The following is a 26,009-nucleotide window of genomic DNA, read 5'->3' as shown; positions in this document are numbered from 1 at the left end:
CGACAATACGCCGATGCCGATGCACCCCACCACCAAAGCCCAGTTGCAAATCCATTTCTGTGTCCTGCTGTGGGGGATCACCGCGATTCTCGGCAAGCTGATCACCCTGCCCGCGCTGCCGCTGGTGTGGTGGCGAATGCTGATGGTGGTGGCCGCACTGGCCCTGCTACCGCGGGTATGGCGCGGACTGGCGGCGCTGACGCCGAAGCTGGCGCTCGGCTACGCAGTGGTCGGCGCCCTGGTCGGCCTGCACTGGCTGACCTTCTATGGCGCGATCAAGCTGGCCAACGCCTCGGTCGCGGCGACCTGCATCGCGCTGGCGCCGGTGTTCACCGCGGTGATCGAACCGTGGGTGGCGAAGCGGCCGTTCCGCCCCAGCGAACTGGCCTTCGGCCTGGCGGTGCTGCCGGGCGTGGCCCTGGTGGTCGGCGGGGTGCCACACGGGATGCGCGCCGGCGTGGCGGTCGGGGCGGTGTCGGCGCTGCTGGTGGCGGCCTTCGGCTCGCTCAACAAGCGCCTGGTCGACCATGCCGATCCGCTGACCGTGACCGCACTGGAACTGGGCGCCGGCACCCTGACCCTGACCGCGCTGGCGCCGTTGCTGCCGTTCGTGCTGCCGGCCCTGAGCGGACCGTTGCTGGTGCTGCCCAGCCTGCACGACACCGCGCTGCTGCTGGCGCTGGCGCTGCTGTGCACGCTGCTGCCGTTCGCCCTGGCCCTGGTCGCGCTGCGCCGGCTCAGCGCCTACGCGGTGCAACTGGTCACCAACCTGGAACCGGTCTACGCGATCGTGTTCGCGATCGTGCTGCTGGACGAGCAACGCCAGCTCACCGGGCTGTTCTATCTCGGCGTGGCGGTGATCCTGGGCGCGGTGTTCCTGCATCCGCTGCTGACCCGCACGCGCGCGGTGCAGCACCCGGAACTGCTGGCGACCTGCGAGGCGAAGAACGTGGTGGAGTGAGCGCGGCGGCGCTCAGTCCGGGATTGGGGATTGAGGATTGGAGATTCGGGATTCGAGATTGGCCCGGTCCTGTGCATGTGCGGCATGGCCGCAGGCCCAACGCGAAGGGCACCGCATGCTCGGGAAATAGCCCCTCTCCCCCAGTGAGAGGGGTTGGGGCGAGGGTACGGCGCGAAGGCGCCTTGCGTCATCCGAGTTCGCGAGGTGGCGTGCCTACGCCGCCAGCGACACGCAATCGCGGCCGGCGCGCTTGGCCTGGAACAGGCCGTGGTCGGCGCGCTTGAGCAGGTCTTCGGCACTCTCGCGGCCCTGCAACGTGGCCACGCCGATGCTGGCGGTCAGCGGAACGCCCAACTGCAGCAGGCTGGTGTCCTGGCGCAGGCGCTCGCAGGCGCGCATCGCCTGTGCCGCGTCCAGACCGGGCAGCAACAACCCGAACTCGCCGCCACCGTAGCGCGCCACCACGCTGTCCGGCGGCATGCGCGCACGCAGCATGTCGGCCAGCGCCAGCAGCACCTCGTCGCCCTTGTCGTGGCCGTGCAGGTCGTTGACGCTCTTGAAGTAATCCAGGTCCAGGATCGCCACGCTGAGCGGCGCGGTGCCCAGTTGCGCGGCCTCGGCGTGGATCATCAGCGCGGTGGCGAAGGCGCGGCGGTTGAGCAGGCCGGTCAGCGGATCGGTGCGCGCCTGCTCCAGCAGTTCGGCGTTGAGCGATTCCAGCGACTGCTGGTACTGCAGCAACTGCTGCTCGTACCAGGCGCGTTCGCGCAGTTGCAGCGCCAGCGCATGGCTGGTGCGGCGCAGTTCGATCAGTTGCATCACCTGCCGCGACAACGCCTGCAGCGCCGCCAGTTGTCCGGGCTGGAGGGTGCGCGGCTCATTGTCGAGCACGCACACGGTGCCGACCGGCAGGCCGTCGCGGGTCAGCAGCGGCGCGCCGGCGTAGAACCGCACCCCACCCTCGGTGACCAGGGGATTGTTCTGGAAGCGCGCATCGGCGGTGGCGTCGGCGACCATCATGACCTGCTCCGGGGTCAGGATGGTGTGCCCGCAGAACGACTCGTCGCGCGCATTGCTCAACAGGCAGACGTTGCGCTGCGCCTTCAGCCATTGCCGCTCGTCGTCCACCAGCGAGATCAGCGCCGAGGGCGTGCCGCACAGCTTGGCGGCGATGTCGACCAGATCGTCGTAGGACGCTTCCGGCTCGGTATCGAGGATCTGCAGCGCATGCAGCGCCTGCAGGCGTGCGGCTTCGTTGTCGGGCTTGCGGGGCTTGATCACGGGGTACCCAGCGGCGGCGTTGGTTCGCGTTGCGCAGTATGGCCAAATCCGTGGCGGACGCCAGCCCTGGCCGGCGCGGCGGCGGCCGGCCGCGGACACTGAGACGCGGTTACCACTCCTGGCGCTGCGGCAGCAGGCCGCGCAGTTCCTGCTCGGTGAGATTGCGCCACTGGCCCGGCTTCAGCGCGCCGAGCTTGATGTTGTCGATGCGCACGCGGCGCAACTGGGTGACGCGGTAGTCGAACGCCGCCGCCATCAACCGGATCTGCCGGTTGAGCCCTTGCTCCAGCACGATGCGGAATCCGAACTTGGCGATGCGCGCGGTGCGGCACGGCAGGGTCATCTGGTCGTGCACGCGCACGCCGCGCGCCATGCCGCGCAGGAACTCGTCGGTGACCGGCTTGTTCACCGCCACCAGGTATTCCTTCTGGTGACGATTCTCCGCGCGCAGGATCTCGTTGACGATGTCGCCGTTGCTGGTCATCAGGATCAGCCCCTCGGACTCCTTGTCCAGGCGCCCGATCGGGAAGATGCGCTGCTCATGGCCGACGAAGTCGACGATGTTGCCCTTGACCGCGCTCTCGGTGGTGCAGGTCACCCCGACCGGCTTGTTCAGCGCGATGTAGACGTGGCGGCGCCCGGTCTTGGCCTTGGCGCGCGCGCGCAGCGGCTGCCCATCGACCTTGACCTCGTCGCCCTCGCCCACCACCGAACCGACCCCGCCAGGCAGGCCGTTGACGGTGACGCGGCGCGCGGCGATCAGCCGATCGGCCTCGCGGCGCGAGCAAAAACCGGTCTCGGCGATGTGCTTGTTGAGGCGGACTGACATGGGCTGGGAGTGGGGAATCGGGAATGGGGAATGGCAACAGCGGGCTGCGGCCGACTGGGCCATGGCTAACGTTGGGAACGGCGGCAGGGAGCGACAGCGGGGACGTCCCCCATTCCCGATTCCCTACTCCCAATTCCCAGCTTCTCAGCGCTTCGGCGGCCCCTTGCGCGGCGGGCGGTCGGCGGCGAAGCGGCCGGCCGGGCGTGGGCCGGCGGCATTGGGCTTGCCGCCGGGCTTGCCGGTGCGCGCGAACTTCGGCTTGAACGGGGCGCCGCCGGGGGCGTCGTCGTCGAGCTTGCGCATCTGCAGTTGCTGGCCGGAGACCCAGACCTTCTTCAGGTGCGTCAGCAGTTCGCGCGGCATGTCCGCCGGCAGGTCCAGGATCGAGTGGTCGTCGTGGATGTCGATGCGGCCGATGTACTTGCTCTCCAGCCCGGCTTCGTTGGCGATCGCGCCGACGATGTTGGCCGGCTTGACCCCATGCTGGTGGCCGACCTCGATGCGGTAGGTCTCCATGCCCACGTCCGGGGCACCGCGCGGCGCTTTCGGCGCCTTGTCGCGGCGCGGGGCCTCGAAGCTGCCGACGTCGCGGTGGTAGTCGAAGTCCTCGCCACGCGCGGGCGGCGCCGGACGGGCGGCGCGCTCGCCGTCGTCGCGGCGCGGTGCGCGCGGTTCGCGCTCGAACTTCGGCTCGAAGCGGGCGCGCTCCGGGCGCTCGCCGCGCTCGGGCCGCTCGCGGCGTTCGAAGCGTTCGCCCTGCGGCGGGCGCGGGCGGTCCGGGGCCAGCAGCAACGGCGTCTCGCCCTGCAGCAGGCGCGCCAGCGCCGCGGCCACTTCCACCATCGGCACGTTCTTCTCGGCCTCGAACTTCTGCAGCAGGTCGCGGTACATGTCGATGCCGCCAGCGGCGATGGTCTCGCTGATCTTCTCCATGAAGCGGCTCACGCGCTGGTCGTTGACCGCGTCCACGCTGGGCAGCTGCATTTCCTCGATCGGCTGGCGGGTGGCGCGCTCGATCGCGCGCAGCATGCCGCGCTCGCGCGGGCTGACGAACAGGATCGCCTCGCCGCTGCGCCCGGCCCGGCCGGTGCGGCCGATGCGGTGCACGTAGCTTTCGGTGTCGTAGGGAATGTCGTAGTTCAGCACGTGGCTGATCCGCTCCACGTCCAGGCCGCGCGCGGCCACGTCGGTGGCGACCAGGATGTCGAGCTTGCCGTCCTTGAGCTGCTGGATCACCCGCTCGCGCTGCGCCTGCTGGATGTCGCCATTGATCGCCGCCGCGGCCAGGCCGCGCGCCTGCAGCTTCTGCGCCAGCTCGTCGGTGCCGGCCTTGGTGCGGGCGAAGATGATCATCGCGTCGAACGGCTCGACCTCCAGGATCCGGGTCAGCGCGTCGAGCTTGTGCAGCCCGCTCACCGCCCAGTAGCGCTGGCGGATGTTGGCCGAGGTGGTGGTCTTGGAGGCGATGATCACCTCGGCCGGGTCGTTCAGATAGGTCTGTGCGATGCGCTTGATTGCCGGCGGCATGGTCGCCGAGAACAGCGCCACCTGGCGCGAGTCCGGCAGCTTCTTCAGCACCGCCTCGACGTCGTCGATGAAGCCCATGCGCAGCATTTCGTCCGCTTCGTCCAGCACCAGCGTCTTCAGCTCGGACAGGTCCAGGGTGCCGCGATCGAGATGGTCGATGACCCGTCCCGGGGTGCCCACCACCACGTGCACGCCGCGCTTGAGCGCCGACAGCTGCTGCACGTAGGGCTGGCCGCCGTACACCGGCAGCACCTGGAAGCCGGGGATCGCCGCGGCGTAGCGGTGGAACGCTTCGGCCACCTGGATCGCCAGTTCGCGGGTCGGCGCCAGCACCAGCGCCTGCGGCTTGCGCTGGGCAAAATCCAGCCGCGACAGGATCGGCAGCGCGAACGCGGCGGTCTTGCCGGTGCCGGTCTGCGCCTGGCCGAGCAGGTCGCGGCCGGTCAGCAGCGCCGGGATGGTGGCGGCCTGGATCGGCGACGGCGACTCGTAGCCGACGTCGGCGACCGCCTTCATCACAGCAGGGGAGAGGCCGAGATCTGCGAACAGCAGCGGCGCGGGGGTATCTTGGGACATGGGAGACTCCGGGGGCGCCGCAGAGAACCGGCAGGCGCAAAGAAGCCCCTATTGTGCGCTCTGCCGGGCCGCATGTCGAAATCAGGTGAACGGCACCGTTCAGGCGTGACCCGCTCCGCACTGCCGGCCACCGCCATTGCGGCCGGCCACGGGCGTCCCGACGCCGCAGCCAACCGCCGCGGCAGGTGAGCTCGGACGATCGACATGGTGGGCGTTTTGCCGCGAATGACCGACAATGGGCACCGATTTCCGAGCAGCCCCCAATGCAGACCATCGATCTCCAGCTAGAAAGCGACTACGTGGAACTCAAGCACCTGTTGAAACTGACCGGCCTGTGCGACAGCGGCGGCGCGGCCAAGGCCGTGATCAGCGACGGTCAGGTGCGCGTGGACGGCGAGGTCGAGCTGCGCAAGGCCTGCAAGGTGCGCGCGGGCCAGGTGGTGCAGTTGGGCGACGTGCAGGTGCAGGTGCTCGGCAAGGCATGACCGGCATCGGCGCGCGCGGCCTGCCACTTGCTGGCCGACGCTGCCGGGCAACGCGGAGCGCCGGACGATGCTGATCGAGCTCGGCGCCCGCAACATCGCGCCGTCCGCGGCACATCCGCGGCACGACGTGTACATCGTGCAGCTCGATCCGGACGCGGCGCGTCCGTTCTGCCTGGGCCAATCCATCTGCGGCGGGCATGGCGAGCGCGGCGGCTCCATCCACCTGGCGCTGGACGAACTGGAGGCCTGGCCCGGCGACTGGCGCCAGCACCTGCGCCAGGCCGGCTGCGCCTGGGCCATCGCCCCGATCGAAGCGGCGCAGCGCTCGGGCGACCTGCAAACCGCCCTCGCCCAACTCGTCGCCGGTGCGGCGCAACCGCGTTCACCCTGAGGTTGCCGGACCCAGGAGGCATGCCTCCACCTCGTAGGAGCGGCTTCAGCCGCGACCGGGCTTTCCTGGTAAAGCGTGGTCGCGGCTGAAGCCGCTCCTACGAGGACGCGCACGACAGGCTCAGCCCGCGCGACGACCACCACAGCGCACGCGCCGACGCGTCGCTCCGCTCGCCGCGGCCTGACCTCAGCGCGCCATGGCCGCCACGCGCTGGGTCAGGTGCGCGGCGATCGCGCGCTTGAACGGCGCGACCCGGTCGGCCACGCGCAACGCGGCACTGCGCAGGGCGCGCGCCGGCAGGCGGTCGTCGGTGTACAGCGCGGCGATCGCATTGGTCGCCTCGTACAGCGGGCGGGTGGCCAGGCGGTGCCCGCGCTGGTAGCCGGCCAGCAGCGCGGGCGCGGCGATGTCGCCACCGCGTGCCACCGCCTGGTGCAGCGCGCGGGCCAGCCGCGCCTGGCTCTGCAGGCCGAAGTTGAAGCCGTGCGCGGTCACCGGATGCATGCCGACCGCAGCATCGCCGATCAAGGCATAGCGCTCGGCGACGAAGCGCTGCGCATACACCGCCACCAGCGGATAGGCCTGCGGCCGCACCAACGGGGTCATCGCGCCCAGGCGATGCTCGAAGCAGGCGCTGATCTCCGCCCCCAACGCCGCCTCGTCCATCTGCAGCAGCGCCTGCGCGCGCTCCGGCGGCAGGGTCAGCACCGCCGAGGCGGCGTTGCCGTGCAGCGGCAGCAACGCCATGGTGCGGCCGTAGCCGAACCACTCCCAGGCGGTCTGATGGTGCGGACGCGCATGGCGCACCCGGCATACCAGCATGGTGCGGCCGAAATCGCGCAGCTGCGCGCCAATGCCGCTCATGCGGCGGGTGCTGGAAAAACGACTGTCGGCCGCCACCACCAGCCGCGCAGCCACGCTGCGCCCGTCGGAAAGCTGCAACTCCGCCTGGCGCGCGTCGCGGCGCAGCGCCTGCACCGAAACCCCGTCGAGCAACGTCAGGCCGGGCTGGTCCTGCACCGCGGCGAACGCGGCGCGGCGGATCAGGTGATTGGGCACCAGCCAGCCCAGGTCGCCACGGCTGCCCTCGCCCGCCGCGAAGGTCAGCGCGAACGGCGAGGAGCCGTTCATCACCCGCGCATCGCGCAGCGGCGCGATCGCCTGCGGGTCGATGCGTGCCCACAGGTCCAGCTGCTCCAGCAGCGCCCGCGAGGCATGGGTCAGGGCGATCTCGCGGCCGTCGAAGGCGGCCTCGGCCAGCGCCGCGCGCGGCTGCGGCTCGATCAGCGCCAGCGACAGGCCGCTGCCGGCCAGCGAGCGGGCGAAGCACAGGCCGGCAGGACCGGCCCCGACGATGGCGATATCCACTTGCATGCGGCAACTCCCTGATCGGACCCGGCCAGGATACGACCGCCGCGCACCGCGTCCTTGATCTGGATCAGCGCTGCGACGATCGGTCGCAGCCTGCGAGGTTCAGAGCAAGGCCCACACCAGCTGCAGGATCGCCCACAACGACACCACCCACACCAGGCTGCGCACGTACGGCACGCCGGCCGCGTACAGCGGCACGTAGGCCACCCGCGCCCACACATAAATCTGTGCCGACAGCGCGGTGTGCGCATCGCCCTTGCCCAGTGCCGCCACCGCCACCGCCGCGGCGGCGAAGAACGGGAAGGTCTCCAGGAAGTTGCGCAGGGCGCGATCCAGGCGCCCGGCCACGCCGGCCGGCGGCGGCTGCGGCGCATCGCGTGCGCCGGCGTTCCACTTCAAGCCGCGCTGCGCGGTGACGAAGGCGGACGCGAGCAGCAATTGCGCGATGCCGAGCAGGATCGCCCAGGCCAGCATGCGGATTTCGGTAGGCATCGGAGCCTCGTCGGGAAAGGGAAGACGGCGCGCAGCATGCCGCTCAATCGGGCATGGCGACGTGATAACCGACCAGGCGCCAGGTCTTGTCCTCGTCCAGCCGCAAGGACACCAGCTCGCGCACCGGCTGCGGCGCGTTGGCGAAGCGGCTGGGGAAGCTGATGTTGACGTAGGTGCCCGGCGGCACCTGCGAGCCGGCGGCGTACTGCACCCGCGCCACACTGGCCACGCCGCGGCCGAGCAGCGCGCCCAGCCGTGCACGCGCGGCGTCGATCTCGCGCACGAACACGGCACGCGTCACCGCCTTCTTCGCCACCGCCGAGGCGCCGTCCCACAGTTCGCCAGTGCGCCCGGCGTCGACCAGCTGCGCGGCGCGCAGCCCGGCCTGGGCCATCTGCGCATCCTGCTTGGCCAGCGGTCCGGGGGCGGGGGTCGCGGTGCCGGCATGGCGCGGCGCCGGCTTCGCTGTCGCCGCGGGAGCGCCGGCGGGCGCGGCGGGTGCCGCTGGCGGGGCAGTCGTCGGCGTCGGCGTGGGTGCGGACGACGGTGCCGGGGACGCGGTTTGCGCGGAGGCGGCGCCGGCCATCAAGGCCAGCAGGACGACAGGAAAGCGGAACGGGACGGACATGGGCAAGGACATCGCTCGGCAGCGGCGGTGGCGAGGGCCGCAGTCTACGCCGCCATGGCGGACCGACGCAGCGGCGCCTACGGCGTTTCCTCGCTCGCCACCACCGCGGCCGCGGCGGCGTAACGCTGGCGGTGCCAGGCGCGCCAACTGGCCCACAGCGCCCAGGCGGTGGCCGCGAGCAGGCCGAACAGGCTCAGCAGCGAGCCGGTCCGCGCCAGCCAGGGCGCATGCAGGCCATTGGCGAGGTGCAGCAGCACTTCGGCGATCACGAAGCCACCCAGCGCCAGCAAGGCCGGGGGCAGATACAGCCGCAGCATCAAGCGGGTTCCGGCGGCCATGCGCGCGCTCCGGGGTGGTGATGCGGCGACGCTAGTCCCGCATCGATGCGCGCCACGTGAACGCGCGGAACGCGCCGCAGCCGCCGTTCAGGCCCCGGGCGAGGCCAGCGGCAGGGTCGCCACGTCGATCTCCGACAGCGGGCTTTCCATCGGGCAGGCCTGGTCCGGGAACCCGAAGCGCTGCTTCAGCGCCTGGCCGCAGGCGGTCAGGCTCTCCAGATCCACGTCCTTCCTGGTCTTGCACTCCTGGTCGAACGCGACCAGGAAGGCATCCTTGCGCCGCACGAAGTCGTCGCCGCACTTGCGCAATTGCTTGATGCGCTCCAGATCGTCCTGCACCGCGTTGGTGCCATCGAGCCCGTACTGCTTGAGTTCGTCGTTGCTGAGCAGGCGCAGGCTGCGGTTGGGCACGGTCATCATCAAATCCGCCACCGCCACCGCCACGCCGTTGCGCTCCAGGTAGTCCTTGACGTTGCCATAGACCTCCTGCAGTTCGCGGTTGAGTTCGGCGCGCGAGGTCGCGGTGGAGCTGATCCGCATCATCCGGTGGATGCCGACCTTGCCGGAAATCAATCGGTTGTCGCCGGCGGCCAGCACGAACACGCAGGCGCTGTGGCAGACCGAGCCCTCGCGCACCCACACGGTCCAGCCGGATTCGCCGATGGCGTCGCCGGCGCGAATCGCCGCCTCGACCTGGCCGCCGCTGGAATCGAGGTCGAGCACGCGCTTGCCGATGCCGGTTTGTCTGGCCACCTCGGCCAGCCGTCGCACCAGCTCGGCGAAGCCGGCGTTGATCTTGCCGACATAGCGCACCCGCATCAGCCCGCGCTCGCGGCACGGCGCCAGCGCCGCTTCCACCGCGGGCCGGTCCAGCCCGGCCAGCGGCTGGCCGTCGCCGGCCTCGTCGGCATAGTCGATATCGCAGCTGATGAAGGCCTCGCCGTTTTCCAGGGTGGCCTCGTCCCAGGCTTGCGGATCGTGCTTGGGCGCGACCGCATGCGGCGGCGGTGCCGGCGGTGCGCCGATCGAGACCATGTGCTCGCCGTCGGCCGAGGGGCTGTCGGCGACGGTCCGCGGCGCCGACGCCGGCTGCTGCCCGCAGGCCAACAGGCCCAGGCAACATAGCGACAACCAGCAGAGTCTGAACGGAGCGGCCAAACAGGGATCCAGGGCGAACACGAAAAAGCCAGGCGCCAGGCGCCCGTGGACCTAGTCTAGTGCGGCAGCGCGGAGCCTCCCCAACTGCGCCTAAACCGCGGTCACCACGGCGACGCGCACGCGGCGGCATTGCTGTCCGAAAACGGCCAGTGCGCCGCGTCGGGGCCGACTAGACTGGCGCCATGCCCGCCCTCGCCGCCACCGACCACGCCCTCTACGACCGCGCCCGCCAGTCGCGCGATGCGCGCTTCGACGGCGTGTTCTTCACCGCCGTGCGCAGCACCGGCATCTACTGCCGGCCGGTGTGCCCGGCGCCGCCACCCAAGCGCAGCAATGTGCGCTACTACCCCAGCGCCGCGGCCGCCGCAGCGGCCGGCTACCGGCCGTGCCTGCGCTGCCGCCCCGAACTGTCGCCGGAGGCGCAGCAGCACCTGGGCGAGGAGGTCGTGCGGCGTGCGCTGGCGCTGATCGCCGAAGGCGCCCTGCAGGACGCCAGTGTCGCCGCGCTGGCCGCCGAACTGGGGATCAGCGCGCGCCAGCTGCAGCGCCTGTTCGTCGCCCAGCTCGGCGCCACCCCGGCGGCGGTGCACGCCACCCGGCGCCTGTTGCTGGCCAAGCAACTGCTGACCGAAACCGCACTGCCGATCACCCAGGTGGCGCTGGCGGCCGGCTTCAACAGCCTGCGCCGCTTCAACGCCGCCTTCCTCGACGGCTGCGGCATGCCGCCCTCGGCGATCCGCAAGCAGCGCGCCGAGAGCCCCGGCGGCGACCTGGTGCTGCGCCTGGGCTATCGGCCACCGCTGGACTTCCCGGCGATGCTGGCGTTCCTGCGCAAGCGCGCGATCCCCGGCATCGAGCGCATCGGCGAAGCCAGCTACGAACGCGTGCTCGGTCCCTGCGCGGCCTCTACCCGCATCCGTGTCGAAGCCGATCCGCAGCGCCACGAACTGCGCCTGCACATCGCCGCGGCCGATCCGCGCGCCATTCCCGACATCGTGCGCCGGGTGCGCCGCGTGTTCGACCTGGATGCCGACCTGCGCGCGGTGCACGCCACGCTCGGCGAGGATCCGCTGCTGGCGCGGGCCATCGCCCGGCGCCCCGGGCTGCGCGTGCCGGGCGGCTGGGACGGCTTCGAAGTGGCGGTGCGCGCGGTGCTCGGCCAGCAGGTCAGCGTGGCCGGCGCCGCGACCCTGGCCGCGCGCCTGGTCGATCGCCATGGCGCCGCGCGGCCCGGCCAGCCGCCGGGGCTGGATCGCGCCTTCCCGACCCCGCAGGCGCTGCGCGACGCGCCGCTGGAAGCGATCGGCCTGCCGCGCTCGCGGGCGGCGACGATCCGTGCGCTGGCGCAGGCGGTGCTGGACGGCCGCCTGTCCTTCCGCGCCGGCCAGCGCCTGGACGACTTCGTCGCCCACGCCATCACCTTGCCCGGCATCGGTGCCTGGACCGCGCAGTACATCGCCCTGCGCGCGCTCGGCCAGCCCGACGCCTTCCCCGCCGGCGACCTGGTGCTGCAACGCATGCTCGGCGAAGGCGGCTCGCGCCTGAGCGAACGCGCCACCGAGGCGCGCGCGCAGGCCTGGCGGCCCTGGCGCGCCTATGCGGTGCTGCACCTGTGGCACCTGGCCAACGATCCTCCCGAGGAGACCCGCGCATGACCACGTCCCCGCTGTCCTACGACTGCTTCGCCACCCCGATCGGCGAGCTGACCGTCGCCGTCGGCGCCGATGGCGTGCGCCACATCCTGTTCCCGGAGAACCGCTATGACGCCCGCGGCCGTGCCGACTGGGTGCACGATCCGACCCCGGTGCGCGCCGCGCGCGAGCAGTTGCTGGCCTACTTCGCCGGCGAGCGCGAGCGCTTCGACCTGCCGCTGGCCCCGCACGGCACCGAGTTCCAGCGGCGGGTATGGCTGGCGCTGGCCGAAATCCCGTTCGGCGCGACCTGGAGCTACGCGCAGTTGGCGCAGCACCTCGGCCAGCCGCGTGCGGTGCGTGCGGTGGGCGCCGCCAACGGCCGCAACCCGCTGCCGATCGTGCTGCCCTGCCATCGGGTGATCGGCGCCAACGGCGCACTGACCGGCTTCGGCGGCGGCCTGCCGACCAAGGCCGCACTGCTGGCGCTGGAGCGGCGCGACGGCGGCGGCGCGGCCACCGGCACGATGGCCTCGCTGTTCGGCTGAGCGCCGCGGCACGCGGTGGGCCTGCCGCCAACGCCGTGGCCTTGCCGCATTCGCCAGCCGATGGGCGCGCGGCGGGCGCTGTCTTCGCCACGTCACCGTGCGCGCTTTATGATGCGGCGATGATGTCCTCCGTCCTGCGCTCCACGCTCGTCTGCGCCACCCTGCTGCTCGGTGCCTGCGCCTCCGCCCCCTCCACGCCCCCGCATGCGACTGCCGCGGCCAGCGCCGCCGCGCCGGCGGCGCTGCCCACGCCGGTGCTGTTGATCTCGATCGACGGCCTGCGCGCGGACATGCTCGATCGCGGCATCGCCCCGAACCTGAGCCGCCTGGTCCACGACGGCGTGCGTGCGCAGTGGATGACGCCCTCGTATCCGTCGCTGACCTTCCCCAACCACTACACCATCGCCACCGGCCTGCGTCCGGACCATCACGGCATCGTCCACAACAGCATGCAGGACCCGGTACTGGGCACGTTCCAGATCAGCGATCGCGCCGCGGTCGGCGATGGCCGCTGGTGGGGTGGCGAACCGATCTGGGTCGGCGTCGAGAAGGCGGGCCTGCACGCGGCGACCTGGGCCTGGCCGGGCAGCGAGGCGGCCATCCAGGGCGTGCGCCCCAGCCGCCGCCAGACCTTCGACGCGGACATGCCGCCGAACGCGCGGGTCGATCAGGTACTGGGCTGGCTGGACGATGCCAGCGCGCCGCGGCCGCAGCTGCTGACGCTGTACTTCGAACAGGTGGACGAAGCCGGCCACGACCACGGCCCGGAGTCGCGGGAATACGCGCAGGCCATCGCCAGCATCGATGCCGCGATCGGGCATCTGCTCGACGGCCTGGCGCAGCGTGGCGAACTGGACCACATCAACCTGGTGCTGGTGTCCGACCACGGCATGGCCGCGGTGCCGCCCAGGCAGGTGCTGGCGGTGGAGGAGATGGTATCGCCGCAACAGGCCACGGTGATCAGCTACGGGCAATCGGTGGGCATCGCCCCGCGCCCGGGCCAGGAGGCCGCGGCCGAGGCGCGGCTGCTCGGCGCGCACCCGCAGTACGACTGCTGGCGCAAGGGCGAGCTGCCGGCGCGTTGGCATTACGGCAGCAACCCGCGCATCCCGCCGATCGTGTGCCAGATGCACGAGGGCTGGGATGCGCTACCGCGTGCACGCATCGCCGAGAAGCCGCGCGGCCTGCGCGGTTCGCACGGCTACGACCCGGCGCTGCCGTCGATGCGCGCGGTGTTCGTCGCCCGCGGTCCGGCGTTCCGCCGCGGTGTCACCCTGCCGCCGATCGACAACGTCGACGTCTATCCCTTGCTGACCCGCCTGCTCGGCATCCCCGCCGCGCCCAACGACGGCGATCCGCAGGCCCTGTTGCCGGCGCTGCGCTAGGGCGGGCCACCCATCCCCGAGCGATGACGCGGCCACAGGCGCGCGCAGCCGCGGCGCGGCATACTCGGGAATGGGTGACTCGCCCTAAGCGCCAGGGCAACGGCGTCGGCGCGCCGACGCCCGCCCGGGGCAACGCGTGCGACAATGGCCGCATGCACTCGCCCGACTCCGCGCAACCACCGCGCCTGCGCCAACTGATCTCGCAGGAGAGCTGGAAGCAGCGCGCCGTGCTGTGGGGCGGCGCGGTGGCGGTGGCACTGGTATCCATCGTCTTCGCCAAGGCCAGCGACGCCGCCTTCCACGTGTTCCAGCGCATCACCGCGCATTCGCCGTGGTGGGCGCTGCTGCTGACCCCGAGCGTGTTCGCCCTGCTCGCCTGGCTGACCAACGGCGCCCTGCGCCCCACCCGCGGCAGCGGCATTCCGCAGGTGATCGCCGCGCTGGACCGCACCGACGACGGCTTCCGCCAATCCAACCTGTCGCTGCGCGTGTCCGCCGGCAAGCTGATGCTGACCACCATGGCCCTGTTCGGCGGCGCCTCGATCGGCCGCGAAGGCCCGACCGTGCACGTCGGCGCCAGCCTGATGTACGTGTTCGGGCGCTGGTTCGGCTTCCGCGACGCACGGCAGGCCAGTCATTTCCTGCTGGCCGGCGGCGCCGCCGGCATCGCCGCCGCGTTCAATACGCCGCTGGCCGGCGTGGTGTTCGCCATCGAGGAACTGAGCGGGCGCTTCGAGCACCACTTCTCCGGCACCCTGCTGACCGCGGTGATCGTCGGCGGCGTGATCTCGCTGGGCCTGCTCGGCGACTACACCTACTTCGGCCGGGTCGCCACCGCCGGCCTGCCGCTGGGCAAGGCGTGGCTGGCGATCCTGCTGTGCGGCGTGGTCGCCGGCCTGCTCGGCGGCGCCTTCTCGCGCATGGTGCTGGCCAGCGCCGCCGGCCGGCCGCGCTGGCTGGGCGACCTGCGCCGGCGGCAGCCGGTGCTGCTGGCCGCGCTGTGCGGCCTGGCGCTGGTGCTGCTGGGCCTGATCTTCGGCGCCGGCGCGTTCGGCACCGGCTACGAGCAGGCCCGCAGCCTGGTGCAGGGGCACGCCAGCGTCGGCCACGAGTTCGGCCTGATGAAGCTGCTGGCGAACCTGGTGTCCTACGTCGCCGGCATCCCCGGCGGCCTGTTCTCGCCGGCGCTGGCGGTCGGCGCCGGGCTCGGCCACAACCTGGCCGTGCTGATGCCGGGCGTGGACCCGCGCATCTTCGTGCTGCTGGGCATGTGCGCCTATCTCACCGGGGTGACCCAGGCGCCACTGACCTCGGCGGTGATCTCGCTGGAACTCACCGACAGCAGCGACATGCTGCTGCCGATCCTGGCCACGGTGCTGATCGCCCGCGGCGCCTCGGCGCTGGTGTGCCGCACGCCGATCTATCGCGGCCTGGCCGAGCTGTTGCTGGTGGCACCGCCGCCGGCGTCGGCGCCGCCCGCCGAAGAGGAAGCGCCGACCTCGCTGGTCGCCGATCTGGCCGGTAGCGACCACGACGACCGCGACGACGGCCCGACCGCGCCACGCCCGCACTGATTGCCGGCGCGTCTCCGGCACTGGCGCGATCCGCAAGCGCGCCGCCACTCCCGCTTTCGCAAGGCCGCTGCCTGGCGGCGGCCGGGCAGCAAAAAACAGACATAAAAAAACGCGGCGCAAGCGCCGCGTTCTTCGTCGCAACCGGTGGCTGGCTCAGCCGGCCTTGGCGACCGTCTTCTTGGCCACGGCCTTCTTGGCCGCCGGCGCCTTGACCACCGACTTCTTCGCGACCGGCGCACCAGCGCCCACGGCCACCTTGCTCACGCTGTGCGAGCGCGCATTGCCGTAGCTGGCGTTATAGCGCTTGCCCTTGGCGGTCTTGCGGTCACCCTTACCCATGCTCATCGACTCCTGAATGTATGTGCGAAAACCCCCGCGCGACGCACGGGGTTTGGCGAGGCCAACGCGGTCGGCGCCCTCGCGCAAGGGCGGCAAGCCTACCACGTGCGCTCAGTGGGCGCAGCTTGCGTCGTGCACGTGGCCGTGATTGAGGCGCAGGTTGAGCAGGTGGGCAAGGCCGACCAGGGTGCCGCCGAAGGTCATGATCGCCGCGTGCGGCGCCACCGCGTGGTGCAGCGCCGGCACCAGCAGGCCGGCCCACAGCGCCAGCAGGCCGAGCACCAGCAGGCCCAGCGCCTGCCAGGCGCGGTGCCGGCGATAACCGAGCACCAGGCTGAACAGCCCCAGGCAGGTCACGAACAGCACCAGGCTGCGCTCCACGCCCTCGCCCAGCCACATCGCCAGACCCAGCGACGGCAGCACCGCCAGCGCCAGCGGCAGCACCGCGCAATGCACCGCGCACAGCAGCGAACCGGTGGCGCCGAGGCGGTCGAGCGTGGCGCGCAGATCGAACGGTGAGGACATGACGAGCGGCACGGGTTGAAAGTGTTACGGAATAATATAACATTCGGCCGCCGGCGACCAGCGCGTCCCGTGCCCCTTCCCCGACCGTCCACCGCCGCTGTGCGGTGTCGGCAGCGCGCACGTCGCCCCGACTGTCCCTCCTGATGGAATGCCCATGCCCTCTCACCGTCCCGCCCTGCTCCGCCGTTCCGCCCTGTCCCTGGCCCTGCTTGGCCTGTTGAGCCCGTCACTGGCCCTGGCCGCCGATCCCACCACTGCGACCGCCGCGGCCGACGCCACGCCGCCGGCCAGCGACAGTCGCCACGGCGCGGGCCACAAGCAGGACCGGCACGTGAAGGACATGGACCAGGTCGTCGTCACCGCCAGCCCGCTGCGCGATGCGGCCGGCGCGCTGAGCCAGCCGGTGGACGTGCTGGCCGGCGAGCGCCTGGACGAAAACCGCGGCGCCAGCATCGGCGAAACCGTGGCCAGCCTGCCTGGCGTGCAGAGCTCCAACTTCGGCCCCGGCGTGGGCCGGCCGATCATCCGCGGCCTCGACGGCCCGCGCGTGGCGGTGCTCAACGACGGCCTGTCCTCGCAGGACGTGTCCACGGTCAGCCAGGACCATTCGCCGGCGGTGGAGCCGTTCCTGGCCGACCAGATCGAAGTGCTGAAGGGCCCGTCGACGCTGCTGTACGGCTCCGGAGCCATCGGCGGCGTGGTCAACGTGGTCGACGGGCGCATCGCCGAGACCCCGGTCGACGGCGTGCACGGCCGTGCCGAAGCGCGCTGGGAAGGCGGCGACAAGAGCGGCAACACCGACATGTTCCGCGTCGATGCCGGCAACGGCAGCGGCCTGTCGATCCACGCCGATGGCGTGTATCGCAACCTGAAGGACTACGACACGCCGCAGGGCCCGCAGCTGAACTCGTTCGTCAAGTCCAAGGTCGGCTCGATCGGCAGCTCGCTGGCCGGCGACTGGGGCTTCGTCGGCGTGTCGATCTCGCGCTTCCGCGACAACTACGGCAACCCGGGCGAACCCGGCGACCCGGCTGCCGGCGAGCGCGGCGTGTCGCTGCAGCTGCACCAGGACCGTTTCGAACTCAAGGGCGCGCTGAACGACCCGTGGGGCGACGGCAGCGCGCTGCGCTACAGCTTCGGCCACACCGCCTACACCCACACCGAGTTCGAAGGCGCGGAAGTGGGCACCAAGTTCGACAAGCGCGCCAACGAAGGCCGCGTGGAGGCCTCCTTCGGTTTGGGCGGCGGCTGGCAGACCGCGGTCGGCGTGCAGGGCAGCGATTCCACCTTCCAGGCCATCGGCGAAGAAGCCTTCGTGCCGAAGACCGACACCCGCGCCCTCGGCGTGTTCGCGCTGGCGCGCAACAGCTGGGACCGCGTGCAGGCCGAGGTCGGCGCACGCGTGGACAAGACCAAGTACGAGACCGACACCGGCGTGGACCGCGACTTCACCCCGAAGAGCCTGTCGCTCAGCGGCGGCTTCCGCTTCAACGACCAGTGGCGCCTGACCGCCAACCTCGACCACGCCGAGCGCGCCCCGGCCGAGGAAGAACTGTTCGCCAACGGCCCGCACATCGCCACCCTCGCCTACGAGATCGGCAACCCCGACCTGAAGACCGAGAAGGCCAACCAGGCCGAACTGGGCCTGATCTTCAAGAACGACTGGGTCGACGCCAAGGTGGCCGGCTACTACAACCGCTACGACGACTTCATCTACATCGTCGACACCGGTGGCCAGTGGTACCACGAGGAAGACAACGACTTCCTGCCGATCCGCCAGTGGACCCAGGCCGATGCGATCTTCCACGGCTTCGAGGGCGAAGCCACCTTCCACCTGGCCAACAACGACAGCGGCGCCTGGGACCTGCGCGTGTTCGGCGACACCGTGCGTGCGCGGCTGAAGGACGGCGGCAACCTGCCGCGCATCGCGCCGGCGCGCTACGGCGCGCAGCTGCGCTGGGACGCCAGCAACTGGCGCGCCGCGCTGGGCGCCACCCGCTACCAGAAGCAGGACAAGGTGGCGGTCAACGAGACCCCGACCGCCGGCTACACCCTGGTCGATGCGCACCTGGCCTATCACATCGACAGCGGCAGCACCGCCTGGGAAGTGTTCCTGGACGGCAACAACCTGACCAACCAGGATGCGCGCGTGCACACCTCGTTCCTCAAGGACGACGTCATGCTGCCCGGCCGCAGCGCCTCGTTCGGCGTGCGCCTGTTCTTCTGACCGGGCACGCTCGCCGCAGCGTGAGGAGGCCGCCTTCGGGCGGCCTTTTCTTTGGCTAATGCGGCGCGCTGCGCGAGAACACGTTGATCACCACCACGCCAGCGACGATCAGCGCCATGCCGACGATCGCCGGCGGATCCAGCGCCTGGCCGAACCGCCACCACGCCAGCAGCGAGATCAACACGATGCCGATGCCCGACCAGAGCGCATAGGCCACGCCCACCGGCACGCTGCGCAGGGTCAGCGACAGCAGGTAGAAGGCGATGCCATAGCCGCACAGCGCCAGCAGCGTCGGCCCCAGCCGGGTGAAGCCCTCGCTGGCCTTCAGTGCCGAGGTCGCGACCACCTCGGCGAGGATGGCCACCAGCAGGAACAACCAGTTCTTCATTGCGGGACGCTCCTGGAAATACGCGCGCGACCATAGCAAGTGCGGCGTGGCGACGATGGCGACGGCGCGCCTGCCCTGGTCGCGCGACACCGCATTGCGCAGCGCAGGCCGTGCATGGCCGTGCGATGGCGGCCTGCGTGGGCAACCTGTCACGCAAACCCGGCGCGTACCGCGCTGCACAACAGCCCGCTCGCTGGACGGGGGTACAAAGAGCGCCGCGCGTTGCCCCCTGTCTCGCGCCGTCGCGGCCGCTGCGACGTGGCCACGCGCTGCACGCGCGTACCGCCTGCCGGCCGCCCGTTCCGGATGAAGAAAGGAGAGATTCTTCATGCAATTTGCCCCGCTCCGCCAGCTGCTGCCCCTGTCCGTCGCCGCCGCCCTGCTCGCGCCCCCCGCGCTGGCGCAGACCGCCGATGCCCCCGCTGCGCCTGCCGCGCAGCCCGACGCCACCACCCTGGATACCGTGGTCGTCAGCGGCACTGCACGCTTCAGCGGCCTGCGCAAGCGCGATGCGAGCTTCTCGATCACCACCGCCACGCCCGAACAGATCCAGCAGGCGGTGCCACAGAGCAGCGCCGACCTGCTGAAGATCGTGCCCGGGGTGTGGGCCGAGCCCAGCGGCGGCGGCACCGGCGCCAACATCTTCGTGCGTGGCATGCCGTCCGAAGGCGATGCGCCGTTCGTCACCTTCCAGCTCGACGGCGCACCGCTGTTCCCGCCGCCGACCCTGTCATTCCTGGAAAACTCCACGCTGTTCCGCACCGACGACACCATCGAACGCATGGAGGTGCTGCGCGGCGGCTCCAGTCCGATCTTCTCCAACGGCCAGGCCGGCATCACCGTCAACTTCATCCAGAAGAAGGGCCAGGACGAGCCGGAAGGCAGCGTGCGCCTCACTGGTGGCAGCGACGCCCTGCGCCGCATCGACCTGTTCGACAGCGGGCCGATGGGCAATGGCTGGTACTACAGCGTCGGGGGTTTCTTCCGCGAGACCGACGGCGTGCGCGACCCGCAGTTCCCCGCCGACAAGGGCGGCCAGTTCAGCGCCACCCTGAGCAAGCGCTGGGACAGCGGCGAACTGTCGTTCTATGCGCGCCACACCGACGACAACAACGCCTTCTACACCGCGATCCCGCTGCTGTCGCGCAACAACGGCCGCGACCTGTCCAGCTTCCCCGGCCTCAATGCGCAGCGCGGCACGCTGCTGAGCGACGATTTCCGCAACGTCACCCTGCCGGTCGGCCCGAACGGCCAGACCATCCGGCGCGACCTCGGCGACGGCCGCGGCGTCAACATCGACGTGTTCGGCGGCGAGCTGAACTGGCAGCTGGGCGACTGGACCATCGCCGACCGCTTCAACGTGATGGGCGGCACCGCACCGACCTATGCGCTGTTCACCGGCGACGCGCCGCAGCGGCTGGGCGACTTCATCGCCGGCTACGGCAGCACCGGCAGCGCGCGCTATACCAATGGCGGCGGTGCGGTCGATCCGAACCAGCAGGTGCTGGAAGCCGGCTGGTGGTCGGTGGACAAGCGCCTGAACTCCTTCACCAACGACCTGCGCCTGAGCCGCGCGCTGTTCGCCGGCAACACGCTCACCGTGGGCAGCTACTACGCCAGGTATACCTCCAACGACACCTGGTACCTCGGCAACACCATGCTGCTGACCGCGCGCAACCATGCGCGGCGCATCGACGTGACGCTGGACGACGGCCGCCAGCCCACCCGCGACGGCTTCACCAGCACCGCTTTCCTGGCCCTGCGTGCGCACTACGAGGGCGAGAACGCCGCGGTGTTCGTCGCCGACGAATGGGAGCTGGACGAGCGCCTGCGCCTGGACCTGGGCGTGCGCTACGAGCGTCAGCACGTCACCGGCACCGTGCACGACACCGCCACCGTGGACCTGGACGGCAATCCGGCCACGCTGTACGACAATGCCACCTCGATCTCGCTGCCGAGCGCGCGGCGCATCGACCAGGACGACAATGCGCTGTCGTGGACCGCCGGATTGAACGTCAAGCTCGACGCGCACAACAGCGTATTCGCGCGGGTCAATTCCGGGGTCAAGTTCCCAGGCTTCGACAACCTGCGCGACGGGCAGACCAAGGTGCAGGACATCCGGCAGTACGAACTGGGATTGAAGTCGGGTGCGGCCAACTACGATCTGTACCTGACCGCGTTCTACAACACCTTCAAGAATTCGCCGTTCCAGGCCTTCCTGGCCAACGGCAGCAACTTCACCACGGTCGGCGATTCGCGCGCCTACGGCCTGGAGGTGGAAGGCGCGATCCGCCCGTTCGGTGGCTTCGAGCTGGCGGGCACCGGCGTGTGGCTGGACGCGAAGTACCGCAACTACCGCGAGTACACCGGCAACCAGGTCATGCGCCAGCCCAAGCGCCAGTTCCGGCTGACGCCGAGCTACTACTGGATGCTGCCGTTCGGCGATCTGCGCGTGTTCGCCACCTACTCCTACATCGGCGAGCGCTACGCCGACCTGGCCAACAGCCAGCGCCTGCCGTCCTACGACATGCTCGATCTCGGCGCCAGCCTGCACAGCGGCGAGCACTGGGAGTTCACCGTCAGCGGCAGCAACGTGACCGACACCCTGGGCCTGACCGAGGGCAATGTGCGTGTGCCCGGTGCGGCCACCGGGGGCGTGTTCATGGGCCGCCCGATCGCCGGCCGCCAGTACCAGCTGTCGGTGGCGTACCGCTGGTAGCGCCCGCACGGTGGCACACGCATGTGCTGCCATCGCCACGGCGCGTGGCACGGCGTCCGCCGCGACAGGCGCGATCGATGCCTGTCGCGGCGGTGACCGCTCCTGCAGATGCGCTCGACGCCGCGCATGTGCGCCGTTCCCGGTCCCGCGCATCCGCCTGACCGCGTCACTGCCTCGACACCCTGCCTTCGCGATCTCTTCGCAATCCCTTCGCGGTATCGCCGCGATGCTGGCGCTCGGGTGCCGATGCGCGCCCCTACGCCGGCGTCGCGATGGCGGCGCCGCTACCCAGGTCGATTCGCTCCATGCTGCGCCACGGCGCGCGTGGTGGCGGTCCCCAGGCAGGAGAGACCGATGCAGCATGACCCCCGCCGTTCCGAGGCCGCGTCCGGCGCCGCCGACAGCGCGCCCGATACCCCGCTGAGCGAGGACGAGGCAGCGCTCGCGCGCCGGCTCGGCATCAATGGCCTCTCGCGCCGCGAATTCATTGCCCTGCTCTCGGCCGCCGGGCTGAGCAGCGCGGGCGGGCAGATCCTCTTCAGCGAGGCCGCATTCGCCGCGCCGGTTGCCAAGGCCGCACCGCCGCAGAATGCGCTGCCGGTGGTCCTGGAGGTCAACGGCCAGCGCCACGCGTTGCAGTTGGACCCACGGACCACCCTGCTGGACGCGCTGCGCGAACATCTGGCGCTGACCGGCACCAAGAAGGGTTGCGACCACGGCCAGTGTGGCGCCTGCACGGTGATCGTCGACGGCGAGCGGCGCCTGTCCTGCCTGACCCTGGCCGCACAGGCCGAAGACGCGCAGATCACCACCATCGAAGGTCTGGCCGACGGCGAACGGCTGCATCCGATGCAGGCTGCGTTCGTGCAGCACGACGGGTTCCAGTGCGGCTATTGCACGCCTGGGCAGATCTGCTCGGCCGTGGCCCTGCTGAACGAGATCAAGCGCGGCGACGCCAGCCACGTCAGCGCCGACGTCAGCCGGCCAGTCACCGAACTCAGCGACGCCGAGGTGCGCGAGCGGATGAGCGGCAACATCTGCCGCTGCGGCGCCTACCCGAAGATCGTCGCCGCCATCCAGGACGTGCACAGCGGCGGCGCGCCGCGGCCGCTGACCTGGCGCTATGTCGACCAATCCGAACTGACCGCCCTGAAGATGGCCAAGGAGGTGGCGGATGACGCCGTTTAAGTATCAGCGCGCCACCTCGCCGGAGGAGGCGGTCCGCCGCGTCGCCGCCAACCCGAACGCGCGCTTCCTCGGCGGCGGCACCAATCTGCTCGACCTGATGAAGGAAGGGGTGACCGGCGCCGACGAGATCGTCGACCTGACCCGGCTCAAGGGCCTGGCCGAGATCGCCGAAACCGCCGACGGCGGCCTGCGCCTGGGCGCGCTCGCCAACAACACCCAGACCGCCAACCATCCGCTGGTGCGCCAACGCTATCCGCTGCTGAGCCAGGCGATCCTGGCCGGGGCCACGATGCAATTGCGCAACATGGCCAGCAACGGCGGCAACCTGCTGCAGCGCACGCGCTGCGGCTACTTCTACGACATCGCCCTGCCCTGCAACAAGCGCGAACCCGGCAGCGGCTGCGGCGCGCGCGAAGGGCTCAACCGTACCCACGCGATCTTCGGCCACAGCCCGCACTGCGTGGCGGTGCATCCGTCGGACATGTGCGTGGCGCTTGCCGCGCTGGACGCGACCGTGCACGTGCGCACGCCGGCCGGCGCACACCGCGAGATCCCGTTCGCCGAGTTTCACCTGCTGCCCGACGCACGCGCCGACCTGGACAACCAGTTGGCGCACGGCGAGCTGATCGAGTCGATCACGCTGCCGGCGCAGAGCTTCGCCGCGCATAGCCACTACCTGAAGGTGCGCGACCGGGCCAGCTATGCGTTCGCGCTGGTCTCGGTGGCCGCGGCGCTGGCGCTGGAACCGGATGGACGCATCCGCGAAGCGCGCATCGCCATGGGCGGGGTGGCGCACAAACCCTGGCGCGCGCGCACCGCCGAACGTGCGCTGGTCGGGCAGCATGTCGGTGAAGCCGCCTTCGCCGCCGCCGCGCAGGCCGAGATGGCCTCGGCGCGGCCGCTGACGCACAACGCCTACAAGATCCCGATGGGCACGCACGCGATGATCCGCGCCCTGCACCGCGCCAGCGGCAGCGACGCCGCGTGAGCGGCCAAACCGGAGAACCGGCAATGAACTACATCGGCAAGGAAATGCGCCGCGTCGACGGCTACGCCAAAGTCACCGGCAAGGCCCGTTATGCGGCGGAATTCCAGATCCCGCACCTGGTCCACGGCTACATCCTCACCAGCACCATCGCCAAGGGCCGCATCGTGCGCATCGACACCCGCGCCGCCGAGGCCGCGCCGGGCGTGATCAAGGTGCTGACCCACCTCAATGCGATCAAGCCGGTCTCCGACGCGGTCAAGAAGAAGGGCGAGGACCTGTCGTTCCGCGCCCTGGTCGACGACCGCATCCATTTCAACGCGCAGCCGATCGCGGTGGTGGTGGCCACCACCTTCGAGCAGGCACGGCACGCGTCGCGGCTGATCCAGGTCGAGTATGCCGCCGAGACCGCGCACACGGATTTCGACGCGCTGCTCGACCAGGCGCACGATCCGACCCCGGAAGACTCGCCGAAACCGCGCGGCAACCCGGCCGCGGCGTTTGCTGCCGCGCCGGTGAAGCTCGAGGCCGCGTACACGATGCCGGTCGAGCACCACAACCCGATGGAGCCGCACGGCGGCATCGGCTATTGGATCGGCGACACCCTGACCGTGGTCAACAAGAGCCAGAACGTCTACCAGGACCGCGAACAGTTGGCCGGCTACTTCGGCATTCCGGTGGACAAGGTCAACGTGGTGTCGCTGTTCGTCGGCGGCGCGTTCGGCTCGTGCCTGCGTCCGAACTACTACACCTTCCTGCTCGGCGCGGTGTCCAAGGCGGTCGGGCTGCCGGTAAAAATCGTCTACACGCGGCGGCAGATGTTCAGCGGCCACGGTTACCGTCCGTACTATCGCGTGGAACTGGGCCTGGGCGCCGATGCGGCCGGCACGCTGCAGGCGATCCGCTACCGGCACGTGCTCAACACCTCGCGCATCGAGGCGTTCAACGAGGCCATCTTCCGCAATGCGCGCTCGCTGTACGCCTGTCCCAACGTGGAGGATCGCTTCGAGGTGGTGGAGACCGACCTGCCGACACCGCAGGCGATGCGTGCGCCCGGCACCATCAGCCAGATGTTCGGCATCGAGTGCGCGATGGACGAACTGGCCTATGCGCTGAAGATGGACCCCTTGCAACTGCGCCTGGCCAACTACGCCGAGACCGACCCGGAAAGCGGCAAGCCGTTCTCGAGCAAGGCGCTGCGCGAGTGCTACGCGCTCGCCGCCGAGACCTTCGGCTGGAGCAAGCGTTCGCATGCGCCGCGCTCCATGCGCGATGGTCGCCTGCTGGTCGGCTGGGGCATGGCCACCGGCACCTGGGCGGCCATGCAGATGCCGGCGCTGGCGCGGGTCGTACTGAAGGCCGACGGCAGCGCACGGGTCGGCAGTGCCACCGCCGACATCGGCCCCGGCACCTACACGGTGATGACCCTGATCGCCGCCGAGTATCTGGGCATCGACGCCAAGCGCGTGCAGTTCGAACTCGGCGACACGCGCCTGCCCAAGGCGCCGGCACAGGGCGGCTCGTGGACCACCGCCAGCGTCGGCAGCGCGATCCATGGCGCAGCGCGCGAGATCCGCGGCAAGCTGCTGGAACTGGCCAGGCAGGATGGGCAGACCGCGTTCAGTGGGCTGGACGTGGATGCGGTGGAACTGGTCGATGGCCGGCTGCGCCCGGCCGGCAAGCCCGAGGCCGGCCTGGAGGTCGCCAAGCTGATGCGTCAGCACGGCCTGCAGGAACTGGAGGTGGTGCACGAATCCAAGCCCTCGGCCGAGCGCAAACAGTACGCGACCGCCGCCCACGGTGCGCAGTTCATCGAGGTCAAGGTCGATCCGGATACCGGCATGGTGCAGGTGACGCGGGTCATCGAGGCCACTGCCTGCGGCAAGATCATGAATCCGCTGACCTCGCACAGCCAGGAAATCGGTGGCGTGGTGATGGGCATCGGCATGGCGCTCAGCGAAGGCACCGAGATCGACCATCGCTACGGGCGCATGCTCAACGCCTCGCTGGCCGACTATCACGTGCCGGTCAACGCCGACGTGCACGAGATCCAGACCATGTTCGTCGAAGAGGACGACACCATCGTCAACCCGCTCGGGGTCAAGGGCATGGGCGAACTGGGCATGGTCGGCATTCCCGCAGCCATCGCCAACGCCGTATTCCACGCCACCGGCAAGCGCATCCGCGACCTGCCGATTACGCCGGACAAGTTGATCGGCTGAGCGCGGGCGCCCCTACGGCGTCGCGCTCCAGAAACGTGCCGTGCACCCTTCCCCCTCGTAGGAGCGGCTTCAGCCGCGACAGGCATCCCCGTTAATGCCTGTCGCGGCTGAAGCCGCTCCTACGACGGGGCTTCCGGCGGCGTGAGAGGCGCCTTTCAGTCGCGACGAGCGAAGCAGGACGTTCTTCCAACGTCAGTCGTCGTCCGACGGCACCCAGCTCGGCTGCACCTCGCACAATGCA

23 protein-coding genes are annotated in these 26,009 nt (G+C 70.7%); 12 read left to right on the top strand and 11 right to left on the bottom strand.

The features are described from left to right. Nucleotides 1–13: 13 nt before the first annotated feature. Entirely contained in the window at nucleotides 14–961 is a 948-nt protein-coding gene (locus M3U25_RS03595; protein WP_242159771.1) for a DMT family transporter, read from the top strand. A 213-nt stretch (nucleotides 962–1,174) separates the two neighbouring features. Here M3U25_RS03595 and M3U25_RS03590 read toward each other — a convergent pair whose 3' ends face one another. The 3 genes from M3U25_RS03590 to M3U25_RS03580 all read right to left on the bottom strand — a co-directional run bounded on the left by M3U25_RS03590 (nucleotide 1,175) and on the right by M3U25_RS03580 (nucleotide 5,174). Further along, a complete protein-coding gene (locus tag M3U25_RS03590) occupies nucleotides 1,175–2,242 on the bottom strand; it encodes a sensor domain-containing diguanylate cyclase (RefSeq protein ID WP_242159770.1) in 1,068 nt (355 codons plus the stop codon). A 109-nt stretch (nucleotides 2,243–2,351) separates the two neighbouring features. After that, nucleotides 2,352–3,071, bottom strand: a complete 720-nt coding sequence (locus M3U25_RS03585) for a pseudouridine synthase (RefSeq protein ID WP_355500120.1) — start codon at nucleotides 3,069–3,071, stop codon at nucleotides 2,352–2,354. Nucleotides 3,072–3,215: 144 nt separating this feature from the next. Beyond that, nucleotides 3,216–5,174 carry a DEAD/DEAH box helicase gene (locus M3U25_RS03580; protein ID WP_355500123.1) on the bottom strand — a complete coding sequence of 653 codons (1,959 nt, stop codon included), beginning with the start codon at nucleotides 5,172–5,174 and terminating at the stop codon, nucleotides 3,216–3,218. Between the two features lie 263 nt (nucleotides 5,175–5,437). Between M3U25_RS03580 and M3U25_RS03575 the strand changes: the two genes are divergently transcribed. Then, nucleotides 5,438–5,659: an RNA-binding S4 domain-containing protein gene (locus M3U25_RS03575; RefSeq protein ID WP_160948465.1), complete on the top strand. Its 222-nt coding sequence runs from the start codon at nucleotides 5,438–5,440 to the stop codon at nucleotides 5,657–5,659. 67 nt (nucleotides 5,660–5,726) lie between these two features. Further along, on the top strand, nucleotides 5,727–6,050 hold the full coding sequence (locus tag M3U25_RS03570) for a hypothetical protein (protein WP_355500127.1): 324 nt from the start codon (nucleotides 5,727–5,729) through the stop codon (nucleotides 6,048–6,050). A 186-nt stretch (nucleotides 6,051–6,236) separates the two neighbouring features. Here M3U25_RS03570 and ubiM read toward each other — a convergent pair whose 3' ends face one another. The 5 genes from ubiM to M3U25_RS03545 all read right to left on the bottom strand — a co-directional run bounded on the left by ubiM (nucleotide 6,237) and on the right by M3U25_RS03545 (nucleotide 9,995). Further along, nucleotides 6,237–7,424 (bottom strand): 5-demethoxyubiquinol-8 5-hydroxylase UbiM, encoded by a 1,188-nt coding sequence (ubiM, locus tag M3U25_RS03565; RefSeq protein ID WP_355500130.1) that lies wholly within the window; start codon nucleotides 7,422–7,424, stop codon nucleotides 6,237–6,239. Between the two features lie 99 nt (nucleotides 7,425–7,523). After that, complete coding sequence (locus M3U25_RS03560; protein ID WP_242081181.1) at nucleotides 7,524–7,913, bottom strand: MAPEG family protein; 390 nt, start codon at nucleotides 7,911–7,913, stop codon at nucleotides 7,524–7,526. 43 nt (nucleotides 7,914–7,956) lie between these two features. Continuing rightward, on the bottom strand, nucleotides 7,957–8,541 hold the full coding sequence (locus tag M3U25_RS03555) for a DUF4019 domain-containing protein (RefSeq protein ID WP_355500132.1): 585 nt from the start codon (nucleotides 8,539–8,541) through the stop codon (nucleotides 7,957–7,959). 77 nt (nucleotides 8,542–8,618) lie between these two features. Beyond that, complete coding sequence (locus M3U25_RS03550; RefSeq protein WP_184502461.1) at nucleotides 8,619–8,879, bottom strand: hypothetical protein; 261 nt, start codon at nucleotides 8,877–8,879, stop codon at nucleotides 8,619–8,621. Nucleotides 8,880–8,966: 87 nt separating this feature from the next. After that, on the bottom strand, nucleotides 8,967–9,995 hold the full coding sequence (locus tag M3U25_RS03545; protein WP_355500395.1) for a hypothetical protein: 1,029 nt from the start codon (nucleotides 9,993–9,995) through the stop codon (nucleotides 8,967–8,969). Between the two features lie 224 nt (nucleotides 9,996–10,219). Here M3U25_RS03545 and M3U25_RS03540 point away from each other — a divergent pair, with 224 nt between their 5' ends. From M3U25_RS03540 to M3U25_RS03525, 4 genes are all read left to right on the top strand, one after another. Continuing rightward, complete coding sequence (locus M3U25_RS03540) at nucleotides 10,220–11,692, top strand: AlkA N-terminal domain-containing protein (RefSeq protein ID WP_355500136.1); 1,473 nt, start codon at nucleotides 10,220–10,222, stop codon at nucleotides 11,690–11,692. Beyond that, a complete protein-coding gene (locus M3U25_RS03535) occupies nucleotides 11,689–12,216 on the top strand; it encodes a methylated-DNA--[protein]-cysteine S-methyltransferase (protein WP_355500139.1) in 528 nt (175 codons plus the stop codon). The genes M3U25_RS03540 and M3U25_RS03535 overlap by 4 nt, the downstream gene beginning before the upstream one ends. Nucleotides 12,217–12,338: 122 nt before the next feature. Next, on the top strand, nucleotides 12,339–13,601 hold the full coding sequence (locus M3U25_RS03530; protein ID WP_355500398.1) for an ectonucleotide pyrophosphatase/phosphodiesterase: 1,263 nt from the start codon (nucleotides 12,339–12,341) through the stop codon (nucleotides 13,599–13,601). 152 nt (nucleotides 13,602–13,753) lie between these two features. Then, the gene (locus tag M3U25_RS03525; protein ID WP_160948183.1) at nucleotides 13,754–15,175 is read left to right on the top strand and encodes a chloride channel protein; all 1,422 of its coding nucleotides are present in this window, start codon (nucleotides 13,754–13,756) and stop codon (nucleotides 15,173–15,175) included. Between the two features lie 153 nt (nucleotides 15,176–15,328). Here M3U25_RS03525 and M3U25_RS03520 read toward each other — a convergent pair whose 3' ends face one another. Both M3U25_RS03520 and M3U25_RS03515 read right to left on the bottom strand, forming a co-directional pair. After that, a complete protein-coding gene (locus tag M3U25_RS03520; RefSeq protein WP_160948184.1) occupies nucleotides 15,329–15,514 on the bottom strand; it encodes a 30S ribosomal protein THX in 186 nt (61 codons plus the stop codon). Between the two features lie 111 nt (nucleotides 15,515–15,625). Continuing rightward, entirely contained in the window at nucleotides 15,626–16,039 is a 414-nt protein-coding gene (locus tag M3U25_RS03515) for a MerC domain-containing protein (RefSeq protein WP_160948185.1), read from the bottom strand. Nucleotides 16,040–16,193: 154 nt separating this feature from the next. On the opposite strand from M3U25_RS03515, the gene M3U25_RS03510 reads away from it, so the two are divergent. Further along, entirely contained in the window at nucleotides 16,194–18,266 is a 2,073-nt protein-coding gene (locus M3U25_RS03510; RefSeq protein WP_355500145.1) for a TonB-dependent receptor, read from the top strand. Between the two features lie 55 nt (nucleotides 18,267–18,321). Here the strand turns inward: M3U25_RS03510 and M3U25_RS03505 are convergent, their stop codons facing one another. Continuing rightward, nucleotides 18,322–18,654, bottom strand: a complete 333-nt coding sequence (locus M3U25_RS03505) for an SMR family transporter (RefSeq protein ID WP_355500148.1) — start codon at nucleotides 18,652–18,654, stop codon at nucleotides 18,322–18,324. A gap of 328 nt (nucleotides 18,655–18,982) precedes the next feature. On the opposite strand from M3U25_RS03505, the gene M3U25_RS03500 reads away from it, so the two are divergent. From M3U25_RS03500 to M3U25_RS03485, 4 genes are all read left to right on the top strand, one after another. Beyond that, entirely contained in the window at nucleotides 18,983–21,373 is a 2,391-nt protein-coding gene (locus M3U25_RS03500; protein ID WP_355500151.1) for a TonB-dependent receptor, read from the top strand. A 354-nt stretch (nucleotides 21,374–21,727) separates the two neighbouring features. After that, nucleotides 21,728–22,561: a 2Fe-2S iron-sulfur cluster-binding protein gene (locus M3U25_RS03495; RefSeq protein WP_355500154.1), complete on the top strand. Its 834-nt coding sequence runs from the start codon at nucleotides 21,728–21,730 to the stop codon at nucleotides 22,559–22,561. Then, entirely contained in the window at nucleotides 22,548–23,549 is a 1,002-nt protein-coding gene (locus tag M3U25_RS03490) for a xanthine dehydrogenase family protein subunit M (protein ID WP_355500157.1), read from the top strand. The genes M3U25_RS03495 and M3U25_RS03490 overlap by 14 nt, the downstream gene beginning before the upstream one ends. 23 nt (nucleotides 23,550–23,572) lie before the next feature. Then, complete coding sequence (locus M3U25_RS03485) at nucleotides 23,573–25,768, top strand: xanthine dehydrogenase family protein molybdopterin-binding subunit (protein ID WP_355500160.1); 2,196 nt, start codon at nucleotides 23,573–23,575, stop codon at nucleotides 25,766–25,768. Nucleotides 25,769–26,009 lie beyond the last annotated feature (241 nt).

It is taken from the genome of Xanthomonas sp. PPL134 (assembly GCF_040595915.1).
Lineage (GTDB): Bacteria > Pseudomonadota > Gammaproteobacteria > Xanthomonadales > Xanthomonadaceae > Xanthomonas_A > Xanthomonas_A indica.
The sequence above is the reverse complement of the archived record's forward strand: the minus strand, read 5'-3'. Positions and strand labels throughout refer to the sequence as shown.